At 44.1% G+C, this 18,050-nt stretch carries 15 protein-coding genes; 5 read left to right on the forward strand and 10 right to left on the reverse strand.

Annotated elements, in window-relative coordinates:
- Positions 1 to 52: 52 nt before the first annotated feature.
- Positions 53 to 3,589, forward strand: a complete 3,537-nt coding sequence (locus F6K49_RS26410) for a tetratricopeptide repeat protein (protein WP_293101387.1) — start codon at positions 53 to 55, stop codon at positions 3,587 to 3,589.
- On the opposite strand, the gene F6K49_RS26415 is transcribed toward F6K49_RS26410, so the two are convergent.
- Both F6K49_RS26415 and F6K49_RS26420 read right to left on the reverse strand, forming a co-directional pair.
- A complete protein-coding gene (locus F6K49_RS26415) occupies positions 3,573 to 3,740 on the reverse strand; it encodes a hypothetical protein (protein ID WP_293101389.1) in 168 nt (55 codons plus the stop codon). The genes F6K49_RS26410 and F6K49_RS26415 overlap by 17 nt on opposite strands.
- 185 nt (positions 3,741 to 3,925) lie before the next feature.
- Positions 3,926 to 4,117, reverse strand: coding sequence for a hypothetical protein (locus F6K49_RS26420; RefSeq protein WP_293101391.1), 192 nt, complete (start codon positions 4,115 to 4,117; stop codon positions 3,926 to 3,928).
- 473 nt (positions 4,118 to 4,590) lie between these two features.
- Here F6K49_RS26420 and proX point away from each other — a divergent pair, with 473 nt between their 5' ends.
- The 4 genes from proX (at position 4,591) to F6K49_RS26440 (ending at position 9,074) form a co-directional block, all read left to right on the forward strand.
- Positions 4,591 to 6,726, forward strand: coding sequence for a glycine betaine/L-proline ABC transporter substrate-binding protein ProX (gene proX / locus F6K49_RS26425; protein WP_293101394.1), 2,136 nt, complete (start codon positions 4,591 to 4,593; stop codon positions 6,724 to 6,726).
- 302 nt (positions 6,727 to 7,028) lie between these two features.
- The gene (locus tag F6K49_RS26430; protein WP_293025589.1) at positions 7,029 to 7,754 is read left to right on the forward strand and encodes a class I SAM-dependent methyltransferase; all 726 of its coding nucleotides are present in this window, start codon (positions 7,029 to 7,031) and stop codon (positions 7,752 to 7,754) included.
- Between the two features lie 180 nt (positions 7,755 to 7,934).
- Positions 7,935 to 8,447: a GNAT family N-acyltransferase gene (locus F6K49_RS26435; RefSeq protein WP_293025587.1), complete on the forward strand. Its 513-nt coding sequence runs from the start codon at positions 7,935 to 7,937 to the stop codon at positions 8,445 to 8,447.
- 150 nt (positions 8,448 to 8,597) lie between these two features.
- Positions 8,598 to 9,074, forward strand: a complete 477-nt coding sequence (locus F6K49_RS26440; RefSeq protein WP_293101397.1) for a helix-turn-helix domain-containing protein — start codon at positions 8,598 to 8,600, stop codon at positions 9,072 to 9,074.
- Between the two features lie 199 nt (positions 9,075 to 9,273).
- On the opposite strand, the gene F6K49_RS26445 is transcribed toward F6K49_RS26440, so the two are convergent.
- From F6K49_RS26445 to F6K49_RS26480, 8 genes are all read right to left on the reverse strand, one after another.
- Positions 9,274 to 10,398: a hypothetical protein gene (locus F6K49_RS26445; protein ID WP_293101399.1), complete on the reverse strand. Its 1,125-nt coding sequence runs from the start codon at positions 10,396 to 10,398 to the stop codon at positions 9,274 to 9,276.
- Positions 10,399 to 10,403: 5 nt separating this feature from the next.
- Complete coding sequence (locus tag F6K49_RS26450) at positions 10,404 to 11,318, reverse strand: iron-containing redox enzyme family protein (protein WP_293101402.1); 915 nt, start codon at positions 11,316 to 11,318, stop codon at positions 10,404 to 10,406.
- 597 nt (positions 11,319 to 11,915) lie between these two features.
- Positions 11,916 to 12,275, reverse strand: a complete 360-nt coding sequence (locus tag F6K49_RS26455; RefSeq protein WP_293025581.1) for a hypothetical protein — start codon at positions 12,273 to 12,275, stop codon at positions 11,916 to 11,918.
- A gap of 212 nt (positions 12,276 to 12,487) precedes the next feature.
- Positions 12,488 to 12,844 carry a hypothetical protein gene (locus F6K49_RS26460; protein WP_293025579.1) on the reverse strand — a complete coding sequence of 119 codons (357 nt, stop codon included), beginning with the start codon at positions 12,842 to 12,844 and terminating at the stop codon, positions 12,488 to 12,490.
- 1,297 nt (positions 12,845 to 14,141) lie between these two features.
- The gene (locus F6K49_RS26465; protein WP_293071213.1) at positions 14,142 to 14,309 is read right to left on the reverse strand and encodes a hypothetical protein; all 168 of its coding nucleotides are present in this window, start codon (positions 14,307 to 14,309) and stop codon (positions 14,142 to 14,144) included.
- Positions 14,310 to 14,412: 103 nt separating this feature from the next.
- Entirely contained in the window at positions 14,413 to 14,802 is a 390-nt protein-coding gene (locus F6K49_RS26470; RefSeq protein ID WP_293025575.1) for a hypothetical protein, read from the reverse strand.
- A 262-nt stretch (positions 14,803 to 15,064) separates the two neighbouring features.
- The gene (locus F6K49_RS26475; protein ID WP_293025573.1) at positions 15,065 to 15,331 is read right to left on the reverse strand and encodes an SPOR domain-containing protein; all 267 of its coding nucleotides are present in this window, start codon (positions 15,329 to 15,331) and stop codon (positions 15,065 to 15,067) included.
- A 1,419-nt stretch (positions 15,332 to 16,750) separates the two neighbouring features.
- Positions 16,751 to 16,984, reverse strand: coding sequence for a hypothetical protein (locus tag F6K49_RS26480; RefSeq protein WP_293025571.1), 234 nt, complete (start codon positions 16,982 to 16,984; stop codon positions 16,751 to 16,753).
- Between the last annotated feature and the right edge of the window lie 1,066 nt (positions 16,985 to 18,050).

Genomic DNA, 18,050 nt, shown 5'->3' on the forward strand with positions numbered 1-18,050 from the left:
AACAGCTCTAGTTAGTTTGATCTCAGTAGGACTAATTACGCCCCAGCCCACAGTGGGACAAACTACTATTGCCCAACAACAGGAATCAGCACAAGCACAACTAACCAAAGCTGAACAACTGAGTCAACAAGCATGGGTACTGAAGGAGCAAGGGAAATACTCCGAAGCGATTCCCCTCGCCCGGGAAGCTTTGAGGATTCGACAGCAAGTGCTCGGGGAAGAACACGCAGATGTGGCAGAAAGCCTCAATAATCTGGGGTTACTCTACAAATCAATGGGGAGATACCAACAGGCTGAACCCTTGTTAACCGAAGCCTTGGAGATGACGAGACGGTTGCTGGGGAACCAACACCCAGATGTGGCATTAAGCCTGAATAATCTGGCGACACTCTACTATTCCATGGGAAGGTACCAACAGGCGGAACCCTTGTTAACCGAAGCCTTGGAGATGAGGAGACGGTTGCTGGGCAAGGAACACCCTGATGTGGCAACCAGCCTCAATAATCTGGCGGGACTCTACGAATCCATGGGAAGGTACTCAGAAGCCGAACCCTTGTTAACCCAAGCCTTGGAGATGATGAGAAGGTTGCTGGGCAACGAACACCCTTCTGTGGCAACTAGCCTCAATAATCTGGCTTTCCTCTACCAATCCATGGGAAGGTACCAACAGGCGGAACCCTTGTATACCCAATCCTTGGAGATGTGGAGACGGTTATTGGGTAAAGAACACCCAGATGTGGCATTAAGCCTGAATAATCTGGCTTTACTCTACCAATTAATGGGAAGGTACGAGCAGGCGGAACCCTTGTATACCCAAGCTTTGGAGATGTGGAGAAGGTTACTGGGTAAAGAACACCCATATGTGGCAAGCAGCCTGAATAATCTGGCTTTACTCTACCAATTAATGGGAAGGTACCAACAGGCGGAACCCTTGTATACCCAAGCTTTGGAGATGTATAGACGGTTGCTGGGGGAGGAACACCCAGATGTGGCAAACAGCCTCAATAATCTGGCTTTACTCTACCAATCCATGGGAAGGTACCAACAGGCGGAACCCTTGTATACCGAAGCCTTGGAGATGTGGAGACGGTTACTGGGTAAAGAACACCCCTCTGTGGCATTAAGCCTCAATAATCTGGCGGCACTCTACCAAGCTATGGGAAGGTACCAACAGGCAGAATCCTTGTATACCCAAGCTTTGGAGATGTTTAGACGGTTGCTGGGGCAGGAACACCCCTCTGTGGCAAAAAGTCTCAATAATCTGGCTTTACTCTACCAAGTCATGGGAAGGTACCAACAGGCGGAACCCTTGTTAACCGAATCCTTGGAGATGTATAGACGGTTGCTGGGGCAGGAACACCCCTCTGTGGCAAAAAGCCTCAATAATCTGGCGGCACTCTACCAATCCATGGGAAGGTACCAACAGGCGGAACCCTTGTTAACCCAAGCCTTGGAGATGTGGAAACGGTTATTGGGTAAAGAACACCCAGATGTGGCATTAAGCCTAAATAATCTGGCTTTACTCTACCAATTAATGGGAAGATACCAACAGGCGGAACCCTTGTATACCCAAGCTTTGGAGATGTGGAGACGGTTACTGGGTAAAGAACACCCATTAGTGGCAAAAAGTCTCAATAATCTGGCGGCACTCTACCAATTAATGGGAAGGTACCAACAGGCGGAACCCTTGTTAACCCAAGCCTTGGAGATGTATAGACCTTTGCTGGGGGAGGAACACCCAGATGTGGCATTAAGCCTCAACAATCTGGCTTTACTCTACCAATCAATGGGAAGGTACCAACAGGCGGAACCCTTGTTAACCCAAGCTTTGGAGATGAACAGACGGTTGCTGGGGAACCAACACCCAGATGTGGCATTAAACCTCAATAATTTAGCTGTTTTACATCACAGTCAAGGAAACATTCCGCAAGCTCTGGAGTTTCTTGAAGCAGGATTAAATATCCAAGAACTCAATCTAGAACGTAATCTCGTTTCTGGTGCTGAAAAGCAAAAACGAGACTACATGAAAACTATTTCTGGGACAAGAGATAGAGCTATTTCTCTACACCTAAATTCAGCTCCTGATGATGAAAAAGCAGCTCGTCTAGCGTTAACAACTATACTTCGTCGCAAAGGTCGTTTACTGGATTTCTTGACCCATAGTCAGCAACTGTTGCGTAAACGCTTAGATTTCCAAAGCCAAAAATTACTAGACCGACTAAACAATACTCGCACCCAAATCGCTAACCTCACCTACAACCGACCGGATAAGCTTTCCCTTGAAGAATATCGTAATCAACTCAATGAATTAACTAATCAGGAACAGGAACTAGTCGCAAAAATTAGTCGGCGCAGTCGTGAATTTGCCCAAATCAATCAACCAGTCACCATCGAAACCATTCAACAACTCATTCCATTGGATACGGCACTGGTAGAATTTGTAGAGTACAAACCCTTCAATCCCCAAAAGAGTAGCTGGGGTAATCCCCGTTATGCCGCCTATGTACTCCGTTCTCAAGGCGCACCCCAAGGCATTGATTTAGGGGAAGTAGATGCTTTGAAACCTCTGTGGGAGATACTTGAATTATCCCTTCAAGACCGAAAAACTCGCATCCCTCAGTTAAAACAAGCAGCCCGCAATCTGGATCAGAAGCTGATGGCGAAAGTCCGTGCTTTGTTGGGAAATAGCCGCAGGATTTTACTGTCTCCAGACGGCTACCTCAACCTCATCCCTTTTGAAGCTTTAGTAGATCAAGACAACCGGTATTTAGTAGAAAGCTATGGTTTTACCTATCTCACCTCCGGTAGGGATTTACTGAGATTATCCAATCCTAATCGCAAGCTCACCCAACCAGTACTTTTGGGAGCACCAGATTTTGATAATTCGGCTCAAACTACTGCCCTTGGGGAGGAAAACCAGATAGTAGCAACCCGCAGTTTACGTGACTTTAATCCTTCAGAGTTGAGCTTATCCCCTTTACCGGGTACTCTTGAGGAAGTAAACGCGATCGCAAAGATGCTGGGTGTGGAGCCGTTGTTGGGTGCTCACGCTAATGAAGCAGCATTGAAACAGGTTACTCGTCCCAGAATACTACATATCGCTACCCATGGTTTCTTCCAAAACAGACCTGAAAAGGAAGAGTTGACTAATGGGGATAATGCCTTACTTTGGTCATGGTTAGCATTAGCAGGAATTAAGAACAACAAGCCAGACAATGATTTAGAAGATGGCATCTTCACAGCCTTAGAAGCAACCGGATTAAATTTATCAGGTACAAAGCTAGTGGTGTTATCAGCCTGTGATACAGGTTTAGGCAATATCAGTGCTGGAGAAGGAATCTATGGGTTGCGTCGAGCGTTGGTAATTGCCGGGTCAGAAAGCCAAGTCATTAGTTTGTGGAACGTGAATGATGAGGCTACGAAGTATCTAATGGTGTCTTATTATCAAGGATTGAAGGATAACCAAGGGCGTTCTGAGGCTTTGCGAAGGATTCAGTTGCAAATGCTAGGAAGTCCGGAGTATCAGCATCCCTATTATTGGGCGAGTTTTATTCCTTCTGGTAATTGGCGCTCTATGGATGGGGAGTAGGGAGTAGGGAGTAGGGAGTAGGGAGTAGGGAGTAGGGAGTAGGGAGTAGGGAGTCGGGAGTCGGGAGTCGGGAATAGGGAGTAGGGAGTAGGGAGTAGGGAGTAGGGAGTAGGGCATGTTGGTGGAATAGGCATGTTGGTGGAACGGGCATCTTGCCCGTATCCTGCCACAACCTGACAACCAAATAACCTTCAACCAAATAACCTTCAACCAAATAACCTTCAACCAAATAACCTTCAACCTTCAACCTTCAACCAAATAACCTTCAACCAAATAACCTTCAACCTTCAATCTTCAACCTTCAACCTTACAAACTTCAACTATTCCCGCTCAACCCTACGATTCTTTATTCATAAGATCACCTAAATCAAAAACAATCACGAATTTAGCATCAGGCATAAGGCGTTTCAGAGCTTGCATATGCCCCTCTGCATTGGAACGGTTGCGGTAACGACCAACAACGACCCGTTGCATTTTGGGTAACAGGCGAACGATTGCCCACGGATGTAGGCGATTGGCATAAGTCATAATAAATCATGTCCTTTTCATAAGGGATTTAAAGCCAGCCTTGTGACCTTCGAAAATCCTTAGGCTGGCTTTTGTCATGGCACATTGCTAGTGTTTTATGACGTGATTTTATTATAACACAAAAATAATCTTATATTATAACATATTTTTAGAATTTTTGTTACAAATTTTTTAGGCAGCAGGGAATCGGGAGTCGGGAATCGGGAAGAACGGGAAATGGGGAGAATTATCCCAGCTGCGATGAATGCTTACAAGATTGAATCAACTAAATCAGAATAATTGTTAATACAAAAAAATGTAATTATTGTTACTGTAATTATTGTATTGACGCAGTCGTTGTTTAAGTAAAAACTCACTACTATATATAAATTAATTAATAATGAGTTAATTGATTAAGCCGTTTTGTATTTAAAATGTCTATTATTAAAATTAACTAAAAAAAGTTAACCTAGTCACATTTTGCCTATTGCCTATTGCCTATTGCCTATTGCCTATTGCCTATTGCCTATTGCCTTGCTAAAAAACATGTTCCATGGGTTTTAGCTTACCCATTACCAACCCCTGACAAAATAAATGCTCCCCGGTATGATACTATTAATAAAAATACTGGTATTATTGTGTTGAAATCCTTGACTCTATCTGTTTTCATGTTAGCCAAGAGCCAAGGAGGTCTAGATATTATCCTGAACCCCTTTGAGCTTTATACCTTACCCCTCCAGCAGTGGATTACTGCTGCAGTGAATTTCCTGGTTGACAATTTTCGTCCCTTCTTTCAAGGCATTAGTCTACCGATTAGCGTCACCCTGGAGAGTATAGAATGGCTGTTGCTATCGATTCCTCCATTAATTTTGCTGATTCTGATTGCCTTGATAGCATGGCAACTGGCTGGTGGCAGAATTGCCATTTATAGCGTTGCTGCGTTGAGCTTGATAGGCTTTTGCGGAGCCTGGAACCAAGCCATGGTATCTCTTTCCCTAGTGGTGACTGCTGTAGTGTTTTGCATGGTGGTGGGCATTACCGTTGGTATTGCCTGTGCCAGTAGCGATCGCATTGAGAAAGTGCTGCGACCCCTGCTCGATGCCATGCAAACCCTACCGTCATTCGTCTATCTTGTCCCAGTAGTGATGTTGTTTGGGATTGGTGCAGTGCCTGGAGTAATGGCAACCTGTGTCTTTGCCATACCGCCGCTGATTCGCTTGACTAACCTCGGGATTCGGCAAGTGTCCACAGAAGTTGTCGAAGCTGCGATCGCATTTGGCTCAACCCCGACACAAATGTTATTCGAAGTCCAAATTCCCCTAGCCATGCCAACCATTCTGGCAGGAGTCAACCAAGCCATCCTCTTAGCCTTATCCATGTCAGTAGTAACCTCCATGATTGGTGTAGGAGGACTTGGACAGATGGTATTGCAAGGACTAGGTCGGGTGAATGTGGGATTAGCTGCTGTGGGAGGATTGAGCATCGTTCTAATCGCAGTAATGCTGGATCGGATCACTCAGATAGTCAGTCAAGGCAACAACCAAATCCCTTGGTTGGAACGAGGACCAATTGGTTTGGTGCGCTCTTCATCAACAGGTCAAAAAGTGACTTGGGGTATTGTTGGAGGAACCGTCTTAGTGGCACTCCTGGGTTTTATCACTTGGCAACAACCCTCCCACTTAACCACAGACTCTAATCTAGCCATGCCTGGTAAAGGGGTGAGCGTACAATCGGTCTATAGTAGCTTGCAAGAAGAACAATTCCAAACCGAGATTGTAAACATTGGTCTGGAAAAACTTGGTTACACTATCAAACAGCCAAAACAAGTTGAATACGTCACCGCACACCTGGCTTTAGGAAACGGCGACCTAGATTACACTGCTGTCCATTGGGAAATAGGTCATAGACGCTTTTTTGAACAAAGTGGTGGTGAACAGAAGTTAGAACGACTCGGAGTAATCACCTCTGATCTCTTGCAAGGTTATCAGATTGATAAAAAAACTGCTGATAAATACAACATCACTAGCCTTGAGCAACTCAAAGACCCAAAAATCGCTAAACTCTTTGACTCAGATGGTGATGGCAAAGCCAATTTGATTGGCTGTAATTCCGGTTGGTTTTGTGAGTTTGTGATTCAGCATCACATTAAAGCTTACGGACTCCAAGACACCGTTGAGCAAGACCAAGGAACCTACTCAGCGCTAATTGTAGATGCCATTACTCGCTACAACCAAGGACAACCAATCCTCTACTACACTTGGACTCCCATGTGGATGGCAGCAGTCTTAAAACCAGATCAAGATGTAGTCTGGCTAGAAGTTCCCTTCACTGATCTACCAGAATCACAGAAAGACTTGACCGCAAAAGATACCTCGGTAGATGGGAAAAATCTGGGATTTGCCATTGATCGAATCCGAATCGTAGCTAATAAGAAATTTGTGTCTGCTAACCCAGCCGCCAAGCGCTTATTTGAACTAATTCATATTCCCGTTCAGGATATCAATGCCCAAAATGAATTACTAAACAAGGGTGAAGATAGCTCAAAAGATATCCGTCGCCATGCCGAAGAATGGATTGAAAACCATCAAGACCTGTTTGATAGCTGGGTCGAAGAAGCGAGAAACGCTTAGAGCGATTAATATCAATCAAGTAAAGATCGGTCTTGTGGCAAGCTCGAACTAGCCATCGGGACTATCAAGAAGGCAAGGCGAGTCCGCAAGACCTGGCACAGCAATGAGCCGTTGTGTCGGGTTTTTTGTAGATTATTGCGAGACAATAACCATTTTACTGTAAAATAAGACCGGTAATTTTGGCTAAGTGCTGACTCTAAATAGAAGTCGGAACTTTGATCCATGCTTATCCGTAGAGATTAACCCTCAAGCAGATAACATACAAAATTTTCCGTTGTTCATTCGTTCAATTTCTAGACAAAATGGTCAATCAATATACAGAGATTACCAAATATTACGATTTGTGGGTGACATCTGGTTACTACGACTATCAGAGCCTAGCTAAGGAAGCCCACTCGATAGTGGGTGATGGTCGTCAGGTTCTAGAGTTGGGTGTAGGAACAGGACTACTGGCTCAAAAGTACATCGAACTCGATCCAACCTGCGAGTTTACGGGAATTGACTTTACCGCATCCATGCTTGAAATTGCCAAACAACGGTTGGTAAATCAGGTTAAATTGATTGAAGCTGATGCGGTAACAATGGACTTAAACGCCAAGTTCGATGTAGCGATATCCAATGGAGGAGTTTGGGGAATTCTTGATAGGGGGGATCAAGCTCAATGGCAATTTGGGGGTCACGTTCCCGGTCTTGAAGCCAATCGTCAAGGGTTAGCAAATGTAGGTCGCCACTTAAAAGAAGGGGGATTATTATTGCTACACCTGCAAAAACCCCATGATGACTTTGACAAATCCCTGGGTGAAGGGATTGTTTATTCCCAGTGTATTGAAGAAGGGGAAGATACCCCAAACTATTATACCTTTGAAAAAAGGTATTTCTTTAAGAAAGATGTAGAAATTGTAGCTCAAGAACAAATCACAATTACCGTTTTTAAACCGGAAACTACTCGTCAAATGTTAACAGAATCGGGATTTGATTTTCAAGGCACGAACAATGGCGATCGCTTTGCAATTTACAAAAAGCGGTAATCTTCAATGACGGTTTAGAAAACGAAAATTAAGCGTCTCAGCCCTCTGGGGGCTCATTTGAAACTACTCACGATGACCAAATTCCGTTAACAGTGAGTCAGTCCTATTTTCCTGGGCTTGATCGAGGGAAATTGGTTAAAAATTTACCAGTTTTAACAGACTAGAACAAAAAGACTATCAATGACCATTTCCATTCAGCAGGTTAGCATCTCTGAGGAATTAGACCTTTGCCATCAAATGCAGGTCTCCATCTTTCACCAGGAGTTAGAGTTGTTCGGGATGCAGATACCTGATGACTACGATCCTGTCTCAGTTTATATACAAATTGTTGATTCCAACGCTGTTGTAGGAACCTACCGAATTGTCTTCCCTAACAACTCTCTTGGACTACCGATAGAGGAAAGTGGGTTTGACCTCAAGCAGTTTGATCAAAAAAAGGTCTGTGAAATGTCACGTCTGGTCGTCCTCAAAGAAAAGCGAGGAAAAATCCCCTTTAATCAGATTATCTCTTCTGCTGTTAAGGTCGCAAAAGAGCATAATGCCTCGATTATGCTGGTTGCGCTTCTACCTCATAATCTTCCGCTGTTTAAAAGGTATGGCTTCTCACAGGTGGGACCACCACTCTATGATCCCTCTGTTAAGTCTACCTACACCAAAGACCCGAGCATCATCCCCATGCAAATCCATATTTAATTAGTCAGAATAATGTCGAAAACTTCAATTTAGATTCCCCTTGAGCTGAGGTGGCTTTGTAAAAAAATATTAACAATAATTTACAAACACCACCTCAGCTAACTTTTTGCATTATAATAGTGATATCGGAAGAGTAAAGGAAGTCCACTGATGAACAAGTCCGTTTGTACTACTGAAGCCGCCTCTCTCTTAGGTATTTCTTCTCGACGCTTGCGCCAACTCCTCAATGATGGTCGCGTCCGGGGTGCTTATAAAAGCGGAAAATTCTGGATTATTCCTCTGTTCAACAATCTGCCCCAAATCATAGAGAAGAAGCGTGGACCAAAGGGCAAATGGCGTACTAGTCGTCCTCCGGCTCTGGCCAAGATCAATGTCAACCGCAATCGCATTGGCAGCAACAATCACAAAAGCCCAGAAGAGCGTCAGCCAGTGATTTCAGTAAAACGAAGTGGTAACAATCTCTACGGCAATCAAGTAGAAATCCTCGGTCCTTGTCGGATTGTCTATCAGCCAGATAATCCATTGCGTTGTGGCGCTCGTCTGTGGATTGACCTACGGTCACGCTACGCGAACGAAACCTTCAGTGATATCCATTTCATCGGTGGCAGTTTTCCGGCCACTGCCTAATGCTCACAAGCAAAATTAAATCATAGCCTTTCTCGCAGTTATGAGGTACAGTCTTCTGTGAGGTTGATTCCCTGTTTTTATGCAACGCATCGCTATTCCCGATTCCCGATTCCCGATTCCCGATTCCCTTTGCGATTAAATCATAGCCTTTCTCGCTGTTATGAGGTACAGTGATTCCCTGTCTTTATGCAACCCATCGCTATTCCCGATTATCTCTTCCCGATTCCCGATTCCCGATTCCCGATTCCCGATTCCCGATTCCCGATTCCCGATTGATTCCCTTTGCTATACTGAACAGGAGCAAAAGGATAGTTCCGACTAATCCCAGATGGGATGGAGAGATAAAAAACTCGCTATTAGAAAAAATAATTAAATTCACACCAATCGATATCGGAATAGAAGTGGTCAGTAATCCTAGAGCAAATTCCGTATCAAATGTTGGGTGAGTACGCCGATATTGCTCTTGGTCGAGCATATTAATCTGGGAAGCGTACAACAACGGCCACAAACTGCATCCGCTTTGGGGTAAAACTACAGCTAGTAGCGTTTCTGCCAATGTATCTGGTTTAAACAAAATCAGTACTGCTGCACTAAACCAGAATCCTGCTGCTGATCGAACCAGTAAAATTAGTAAAATTTTCCGTAATTGTAAGGTTTTCGGCTTCAGAGAAATCCCTACAAAAAACAGAATCATGGGAGTAGTGCAAGCCGCTAACCGTTCCAGAGCTTGCAAGACTATTTCTGGGATAAGTGTTTTACCTAGATTTAATGCTCCTATGGACAAACCCAGTAACAACGCTAAATTTGCTGGTTCTTGGATCAGAGTTAGTCCAATAGTTTGAAATTTGCTGAAATTGATGTGGGAAGTATCAACACTGCGTTGGTGTAGATAGATCGCTAAAGCATAAAGACCAATTAGCACAAAACATTTATTCCCCACATCTACCAACCCGGCTAGAGCTAGTCCTTGCTCACCTAAAAATTCCTGAGTAAACGGATAAACTGTTAAACCAGGAGCTAAAGAGGCAAACATCAATATCAACGAGCGGGCTTTGGCTTTTTCTTTGCGAGGAATCACCAAACCTGTCAATAACCATCCAATTCCTAACAAGAAGACATTGATAGCAAGTCCGAAAGCCGGTAGCGAAAGTAAACCTTGACTGATATCAATTTTGATCGTGGATAGGAATAGAGCGGCAGGAAGTAAGGCATTGATAATTAACGTTTTAATAGCACCAACTGCTACAGGTTTTTGAAATTTCCCTCTCAGGGCATAACCAACAGCAATGAAAAGCACCAGGGGGATGACTTTATCAATAGCCAAAGTCCTCAACCTCGACCGGATTCAACAGTTTCTTGACGCAGCAGTACCAATTCTCGATGCAAATCGTCGTAAAATCCCTGACGAGCTCTTACTGCCATTGCCACCCCTTGCCTAACTTGCCAAAGGGTTTGGGGAGAATTAGCGATCTGCTCAATCACATCTAAAATTTCCTCAGCATGGTCTTGATCACAGTCGCAGTGAACGGCAAAGAATTCTTGTCCTTTGGTGGAAATACCTAGTTTTTTCAGACCTGCTAAAATCAGTTGGTTTTCATAGGGTAGGATAGATTCCGTGAAAGCCAGTATCCCCAATCCAAAGGCAGCGGGGTATTGGAAGCAAGCAGTTGTGTAGATTTGCAGGTAGCGTTGGGTTCCTGGTAGTAAATCTTGTGATGACTTAGGTAGAGGTATGGACTGACCTGCTTTTATCGCTGATAATTCTTCAAATAACTGCTGCCACATTTGAGGATGGGGTTTGCTATGACCAGATTTCCCCGATAATCCATGTTCTTCATACAGATTCTTTAATAAAGGGATTCGGGTTTGGGGTGTAGGTAGCTTAGAAGCAACAGCAGTCAGCCAATTAGGGAAACACCAACTGATCAGATAACGCTGCTTGAGCCAAGTTTCTAGATTACGACTTACGCTAGTTTCCCTGATTAAAGAGGATAATTGGGGATGATCAGCAACTAAGACTCCTAATTTTTGATCAGTAGTGGGTAAATCCTCTAGGTGAGTGTGCCTTAACGGTGGATTTTGGAAACTAAGCAGCCAGGGATGCTGGAGTAGAGCATGATTTCGGGCATAATGGGGAATTTGCTGGGGAGATCCCAGACTTTGGATGGTAGCGATGGAAAAGCTGTTGGCTGATTGGGCTTGGGTTGGCCTATCTAACTCCTGGGGGACCTGTAGAGTCCGCATATATTCTAGAAAGTCTTGCATGACCTAATTTCAGTAGTAATAGTGTAAATACTGTTTTCTACAATCAAAGCTTAGGCCCAACAGGATGAAGTTAGCAGATCAAGTTAGCAGTGGGAAGATTTCATCGCGGTTAAGTCAGCTCAACGGTTTTACTATTCCGATAACGCTCGGATAAATATGGCGTTGCTCAATCAAGGAATGAATGCGCGATCATCGGGTTTTGGTCAAGCCCCCTAAATCCCCCAACTTTGGGGGACTTTCAAAGTCTTGTTCCCCCCAAAATTGGGGGGCTAGGGGGGCAAAACGATACCCAGCCCCCCTACCCATGGATTGTGTGCGTAAGTCCAGCAAATAAATGAATTATATGCACACTGGTTTACAGCGATGACTTAACAATGCAGCATTCTGTTTCCCCTGTTTGCCTTCTCCTTCTTATAGTTCCCCTTTTTGCTACGTACCTAGTCAATTTCTCTTACGCACTTACGCAAAATTGCTTAGCAGCTTGTAGGGTGGGCAAAAACACTTTGGTGGTTTGGAGTAGTCAAGATCCTCTTAATCTTGCCCACCACTGCCCACAAGTTCCTTACTAGAGCAATCCTAATTCATACCTTGCGGATTTATCCGTTGCTGGTGGGCAGTGCTTACATTGACGCTAGGCTTGCGGTACAGTACTTGCTGATGCACTGCCCACCCTACATCTGCGCTTTTCTTACCTTGCGGATTTATCCGTTGCTGGTGGGCAGTGCTTACATTGACGCTAGGCTTGCGGTACAGTACTTGCTGATGCACTGCCCACCCTACATCTGCGCTTTTCTTACCTTGCTGATTTATCTGTTGCTGGTGGGCAGTGCTTACATTGACGCTAGGCTTGCGGTACAGTACTTGCTGATGCACTGCCCACCCTAAATCTACAACCACCCGTTCATCTACAGCGCACTCATAAGAACGAATTACCACCTCTGATTAAGGTTCAATTTTCGATTTCCGTCTCTTAATACATCTTGGTGGCACTCACGATACTTGATAAAATCTCATCTTCAGGGGATGTTTTCAGTCGCTGATCTACAACAAAGCCCTTTGGCATACCGTCTGGTTGGCTAATAAGATCATTCATGCTGGGATTGGTCCAATGTGTGATTAATGGTGCCCCGTTGGGACACCGCTGAGAACTACCGTCGCGGATGTGAAACCGATTTATATGATACTTCACCCTGCTCATCCGTTAGGCTTATTGTCATGACTTCCCCTAGGGTGTAGAATTCTTTTTCTTCAGTGACATCCTTATACTGTTCTGTGTTGTAATTATACGTGATCGCATAAGTTGCTTTTCCTTTTGGGGTCACATAAAGCGAATTGGGATGCATCCATCCTGAGTGTACGATTAATTTTTCTCCTTGTTTTAATGTCCCCTCACAACTCGGGGTGTTTGCTTTACATTCTTGGACGCTAGATGCGTTGGCAGGGGTGGCATACAGAATCATCGCAAACAACACTACCATCATGAACTGCACTAGTTTTTTGGCCATTTCTCTTTTTTCCTCTCTTTTTTTGTCTGTGCATTTAAACACAATATCATCATCTGACCGCAATATTCATAAAGGGAAATTTTTTGCGTGGCATTTTCGGGGTCTGGTTTTGCCCCTCTTGCCCCACAATAATGGGTGAAAAAAACTCTCCTATTCATCCTAAATTGGGTACTTTTTGGGGCAATAAGTTACTTAATACTCGCTTTCTTTCCTTAATTCCGCAACCCCTAATTATTATGGGATTTAGATTGAAGCTGACATTCCTTGTTGACCAGGGTAAACGCATCTAATTTTTTCAATCCTATATTTAGATAGTGTTTTTTAAATTAACTAAACACTATCTGTTGAAAAGCCATTGTCAATAAGCACAATAATGCCTGGTTTATTGAGAACCCCCCCAGGTTTATTGACAAGATGCGTAAACCGCTGACCTTCATACTTTAGCCATTGCTTTATTTGGTCTTCACCGTAACATCTGCTTTGACATCACTTTGCTTGATAATTTGGAGCGGTTTTACCTCTGTCCCGTATTCAAGTCTGAGGGGCTGACCATACTCTATCTCATACTCCTCCTGCTGTTTTTCACCTAACTCGCTGATCGCTATCTTCTATTTTTCGTGTTCCCACTTTCCCTCACTCACCTCTATAGATATTCCTTGTTTCCTTGGTGGGATAATTGTTAATCCGAACGGGGTCAGTTTTTTATTACATTCACTTTGCTTGCGTAGGTCGCAAGTTATATCATTGTACATGTCCGCTTGGGCAGGCAAAGCTATTCCACTTATCGTTACCACCACTACCATGAGGGTAATTACCAGGTAAGATATATATTTTATCATTCCTTTCTGATTCTCTCTTTAGTACTTCGTTTTCAACCATACCACGTACAATCTTTTTATTTCTTTTTATTTCTTTTTTTTATAATTTTTTCCGGTATTTTGTACTTACATCTCCGGCAAACCCTTTTACTCCAATTTGCACTACCACCCATACTAGGGAGCAGGGCTATTTCATTCTAAATTAAAATATTTTATGCATTGATAAGGATACGTCATTTCAGCCTTCGATAATTCAGGTATGGGATGCCTAAAAGCCTCTAAACTCGTTACTTAGATCCAGAATGAAACAGCCCTGCCCCAGAATTGGGGTATTTTAGGGGGCTTTAATAAAACTAGATGGTCGCGCATTCATTCTATAATTCAGCAACGCCCGAAAATAAGGAGGAAACTGGCAAGATGCCAGTTCTACACAAGATGCCAGTTCCACGGAATATGCCCATTCCAGAAAACTCTTAAAATCATTCCATTCCACGAGCAACGCGATTCATTTTGCCATTGGTCAATTTTGGTTTGGGCTCCATTGAAAGCGGCACATCTCGTGAGAACATCTTGTGCGATTGGCCGTAGGCCACGCCAAAGGCGAACGCATTTGCCCCCTTGATATTTCCTGCCTGATAGTTTTCCACTGCCCTTGCCAAAATTAGTGAGCCTTTACACGCCTATAGCCGATGTCTGGCAGGTCAGACGATGGTGGCATGAGAAAAAACCCCAGATACAAGCGCAAATTCGTTAGTATTGTCTCATTATATTCTTGTATGCTTCTATACCTAACTGCTCTTCTAATTCTGATCCAATTCCTGCAAACACCACACTTCCTTCAATTGCGCGGATCGTAGCATAATGCCACTCCGGCGTGATCGAATATTCCTTTTCTTCTCCACGGTGTAGAATATGTCCATCATCTACACGGGTATAACTTTCACCTTCCTTCCACACCTCTACTTGGCTACTTTCTTTGGCTATTATGATCACCTTGACTCTGCCATGGACCCGATTTTTAAGTAACACTTTATCATCACTAAGAACCATCGGACCACAAGCATAATAGGTTGAGCCAAAATCGCAGATATATTCCTGATCTATTGCCCATGCTTTCCTTTCGATTCCCATCGTGAGCATTAGCACTATTACCAGTAGAACCACTAAAGATCGTAAATGACCCATATGTATTTTTTTATCCTTACTTTTTCCCGTCGGGTTCTTTTTACCCCTGTACCATGGTGATCATAAAATCTCACACGGTTTTAGTCTTCATTGCGGGGTTTTTTATCCTGATACAATAGTCTTACAGATCGACATCCCATTGTATCTCAAATATATTACGAATTATTACGAAAAGTCTATTTTCCTTCGTCAGCTCGATTCCATAACTGGGTCTGGATCAAGGGATATAGATTGAAGCAGACATTCCCTGTTGACGTAGTTGGTTAACAAAAGCATTTGCCTTGGCTTCATTTTTGAATGCTCCCATCTGAATTCGAGACCCTTGTGGGAATCGACCCAAAAAAGCACCAGGGACAATTTTCCTGGCTTTAGCTAAACCACTAGAACTCCCGTCGTTGAGTATCACGTAATATTTGATTTTAGTAGATTGAGACGGTGGTGGTGCAGTAGTTTTATGACCGGTAACCACTTGCTGTTTAGGCAATGGTGCGGCAATAGAAACCGGTCGTGAAGCAGGCTGTGAATTGTTTTGAATTTCTTGCTTTGCTCTAGAGCCAATAAGATTGCTGTACAGCGAGTTGCTTTCTTTGAGCTTCTAATGCACGCTTGTTGCTGCCGAGCTTCATTGATGATTCGATTTAACCTCTGACGCCAATGTGCTGGCAAATTGCTGTTGCGGAGCATAGTTCAATACATCAACCCACCGACCCTGTTCTAGTCGCTGGTTTAATCTTATCAAACTTGCGTTCAAAGGATACCCATTCGTTGTGCCATTGGTCAATTTTGGTTTGGGCACCATTGAAAGCGGCACTACTAGGGCTGGCAACTGTTAAGGATTTTCTCCAATAATGTTGCACTATCTACAAAGATGTGTTAGACTTTAAACATAGATTCAGTTTCATTAGAGATACTTTGCGACTTACATTAAAGCCGAAAACCAAGGGTTTAAGGGTTGCGTTTTTTGTAAATAGTGGAATCAAATTTATGCGCTAAGCCGGGCATAGTCCTGGTAAAGCCTTGGGAGATACCCCCTGGCTGGCAAAATCCAGCTTGCATTAGTGAGCCAAAATCTGATTTGTAGATTTTGGTAGCTAAAAAGTATCGGAGAACATCTTGTGCGTACGCATTTGCCCCCAAGATATTTCCTGTTGGTTTTGACGTGGTGGCTAGGCTATTGGTTTTCGACCTCGGGTTTAGGAATCGCTCGGAAGACCGTGGAACGGATGCTTGAAAATATGACTCGGCTTTATGAGCTCTGTGCGCCCAGTGAGCGCATTGAGGCATATTTTCAACGCTGGTGGCGATGGGTGAAAGGTGGGATATCGGCGAAATGGCTGAGGGGATTTCACTCTTGTGTAACCCTTCGGTTGAGCCTAAAGTGTCTTATACCCTGTTCAGGGTCAACCTGGGGGTCTGGGTGAGCTCTCCTTTGATTCAACTCACACCCGTTTCCGGGTACCTCTTTTTCTCTCTGGTGTTTTGTTCGGCCTGATGGGGCTTATGGATAGGTAAGACTTGTTAAACTACGCCTTATCCATGGCCCTTTCCACCGCCTGGGTTGGTGGACCACGCTTCGACCCACCGCCTCGGTTTACCCCTACGAACGTTCGGACGCACTTGTCTTGGTTATCTGCCTCTTCATCGACTTCGGTAAACGCCCGATGCCACCAAGTCGAGCGGTGCCGGTCCCTTATTCACTATGCGGATCTCTGTCCAGAGCCCATTCGCGTAAAGATACCATGGCTCTCCCTTGCTCACCGGTTCTTCTATCCACCTCGGGGGGACCTCTGCTTTCAAGTATCTCACCACTGCGTCCTGCCAGATCTGGTTCTCGGGGACAGTTAACTGCATATGAAAGCACAAAACCTTTCCCGCACTTTGATCCCTTCCTCTCACCGATATCTCATCCTGGGGCGATAGTCGTTCCACACAGAACGGGTCGGTTTTCGTAATAACGCAAGGATCTTTTTTGTTTACCTGATTCTGGGCCATGGCAGATGATGGGGTCCCAAGCATACTGAACGCGCACAGCACCACCACTAGCCAAAGAACGGCATGCCTTTGATGGGGTTTTCGGTGATATTCTCTTTTTTCCCCTCTTAACGGTTGATTTTTTGTCTTCATTTGATGTACCCACTGATGATATTCGTTTATTGGTCGAACGGGGTAGGGTCGTGGTCGCTTACTCAACCCTACCCACCCCTATAATCTACTTTACTGTTCCTTGTTTTTCCAGGCATCATGTTTCCGATACTTTTTAGCTACCAAAATCTACTTTGCAGATTTTAGCCCACTAATGCTAGCTGCTCTCGCAGCCAGGGGGTATCTCCCAAGGCTAAACCCAGACAAAGCCCGGCTTAGCGCATAAATGAAACTCCACTCTGGACAATTAACGTAACTACCAAAACCTTGGTTATCGGCTTTAATTTAAGTTACAAAGTATCTTTAATGGAATTAAATCTATGCTTAAAGTCTAACACATCTTTGTAGATAGTGCAACATTCTTGGAGAAAATCCTTAACAGTTGCCAGCCTTTTCTTCTTTATCCGCACCCTAAATCTAGTCGTCCGTCGCGTACTGGCCTTTAACCAATGCGGGGGATTAAGTAATACAACCGCCTTGAAATATTCGGCTCACCCGAACCATTACATGGCTCCACACCGGAAAATACCTCGCCTACTCCTGAAAAGAACGCCTGGTTACATATACATGTCTATCCCTCGTGGGGACATTTGAAATATAGATTGGGTGATGGGAAAACCTTTTCATACCACAAAAAAAACCCATACCGGTCATAAACACATCATCCACACCTACTAGTCAACGGATTTTTTTCCACGCCATGAACCGGTTATCCTATGGCCAAACTCGTCTAAGTTTCGGTATAATATCACGCCGGTCACTGGGTGCAATGGCTATGCCTTCGAAAGAGTATTTCTAATGACGGGGCGATTCGACCATGGATACACGACCCAACCGGTCTCATGTTTATGCCCGCCGGCGTTGTTCGGACCCTTGCCCTGCGACCAAAGTCACCGTACGCAACCTAATATCGGATCAAAAAAACAAACCTTTTTTAACGTCAGTACGGGATAAGAAAAAAGCTGAAGTCCTTGCCTAGTGAGGCTTGAACCCGATTTACTTCCCCCAGGAATAGGAAAAGGAGGGGGATAATACTGAAAATTCCCAAAAAATGATTCAGC

This window comes from Moorena sp. SIO3I6 (assembly GCF_010672095.1).

Bases quoted from the DNA above. Each gene is read 5' to 3' on its own strand.
- F6K49_RS26415 (WP_293101389.1), bottom strand. From the start codon at position 3,740: ATGCCCGTTCCACCAACATGCCTATTCCACCAACATGCCCTACTCCCT.
- F6K49_RS26440 (WP_293101397.1), top strand. From the start codon at position 8,598: ATGAACAAGTCCGTTTGTACTACTGAAGCCGCCTCTCTCTTAGGTATT.
- F6K49_RS26420 (WP_293101391.1), bottom strand. From the start codon at position 4,117: ATGACTTATGCCAATCGCCTACATCCGTGGGCAATCGTTCGCCTGTTA.
- F6K49_RS26435 (WP_293025587.1), top strand. From the start codon at position 7,935: ATGACCATTTCCATTCAGCAGGTTAGCATCTCTGAGGAATTAGACCTT.
- F6K49_RS26450 (WP_293101402.1), bottom strand. From the start codon at position 11,318: ATGCGGACTCTACAGGTCCCCCAGGAGTTAGATAGGCCAACCCAAGCC.
- F6K49_RS26470 (WP_293025575.1), bottom strand. From the start codon at position 14,802: ATGCTCACGATGGGAATCGAAAGGAAAGCATGGGCAATAGATCAGGAA.
- F6K49_RS26460 (WP_293025579.1), bottom strand. From the start codon at position 12,844: ATGGCCAAAAAACTAGTGCAGTTCATGATGGTAGTGTTGTTTGCGATG.
- F6K49_RS26430 (WP_293025589.1), top strand. From the start codon at position 7,029: ATGGTCAATCAATATACAGAGATTACCAAATATTACGATTTGTGGGTG.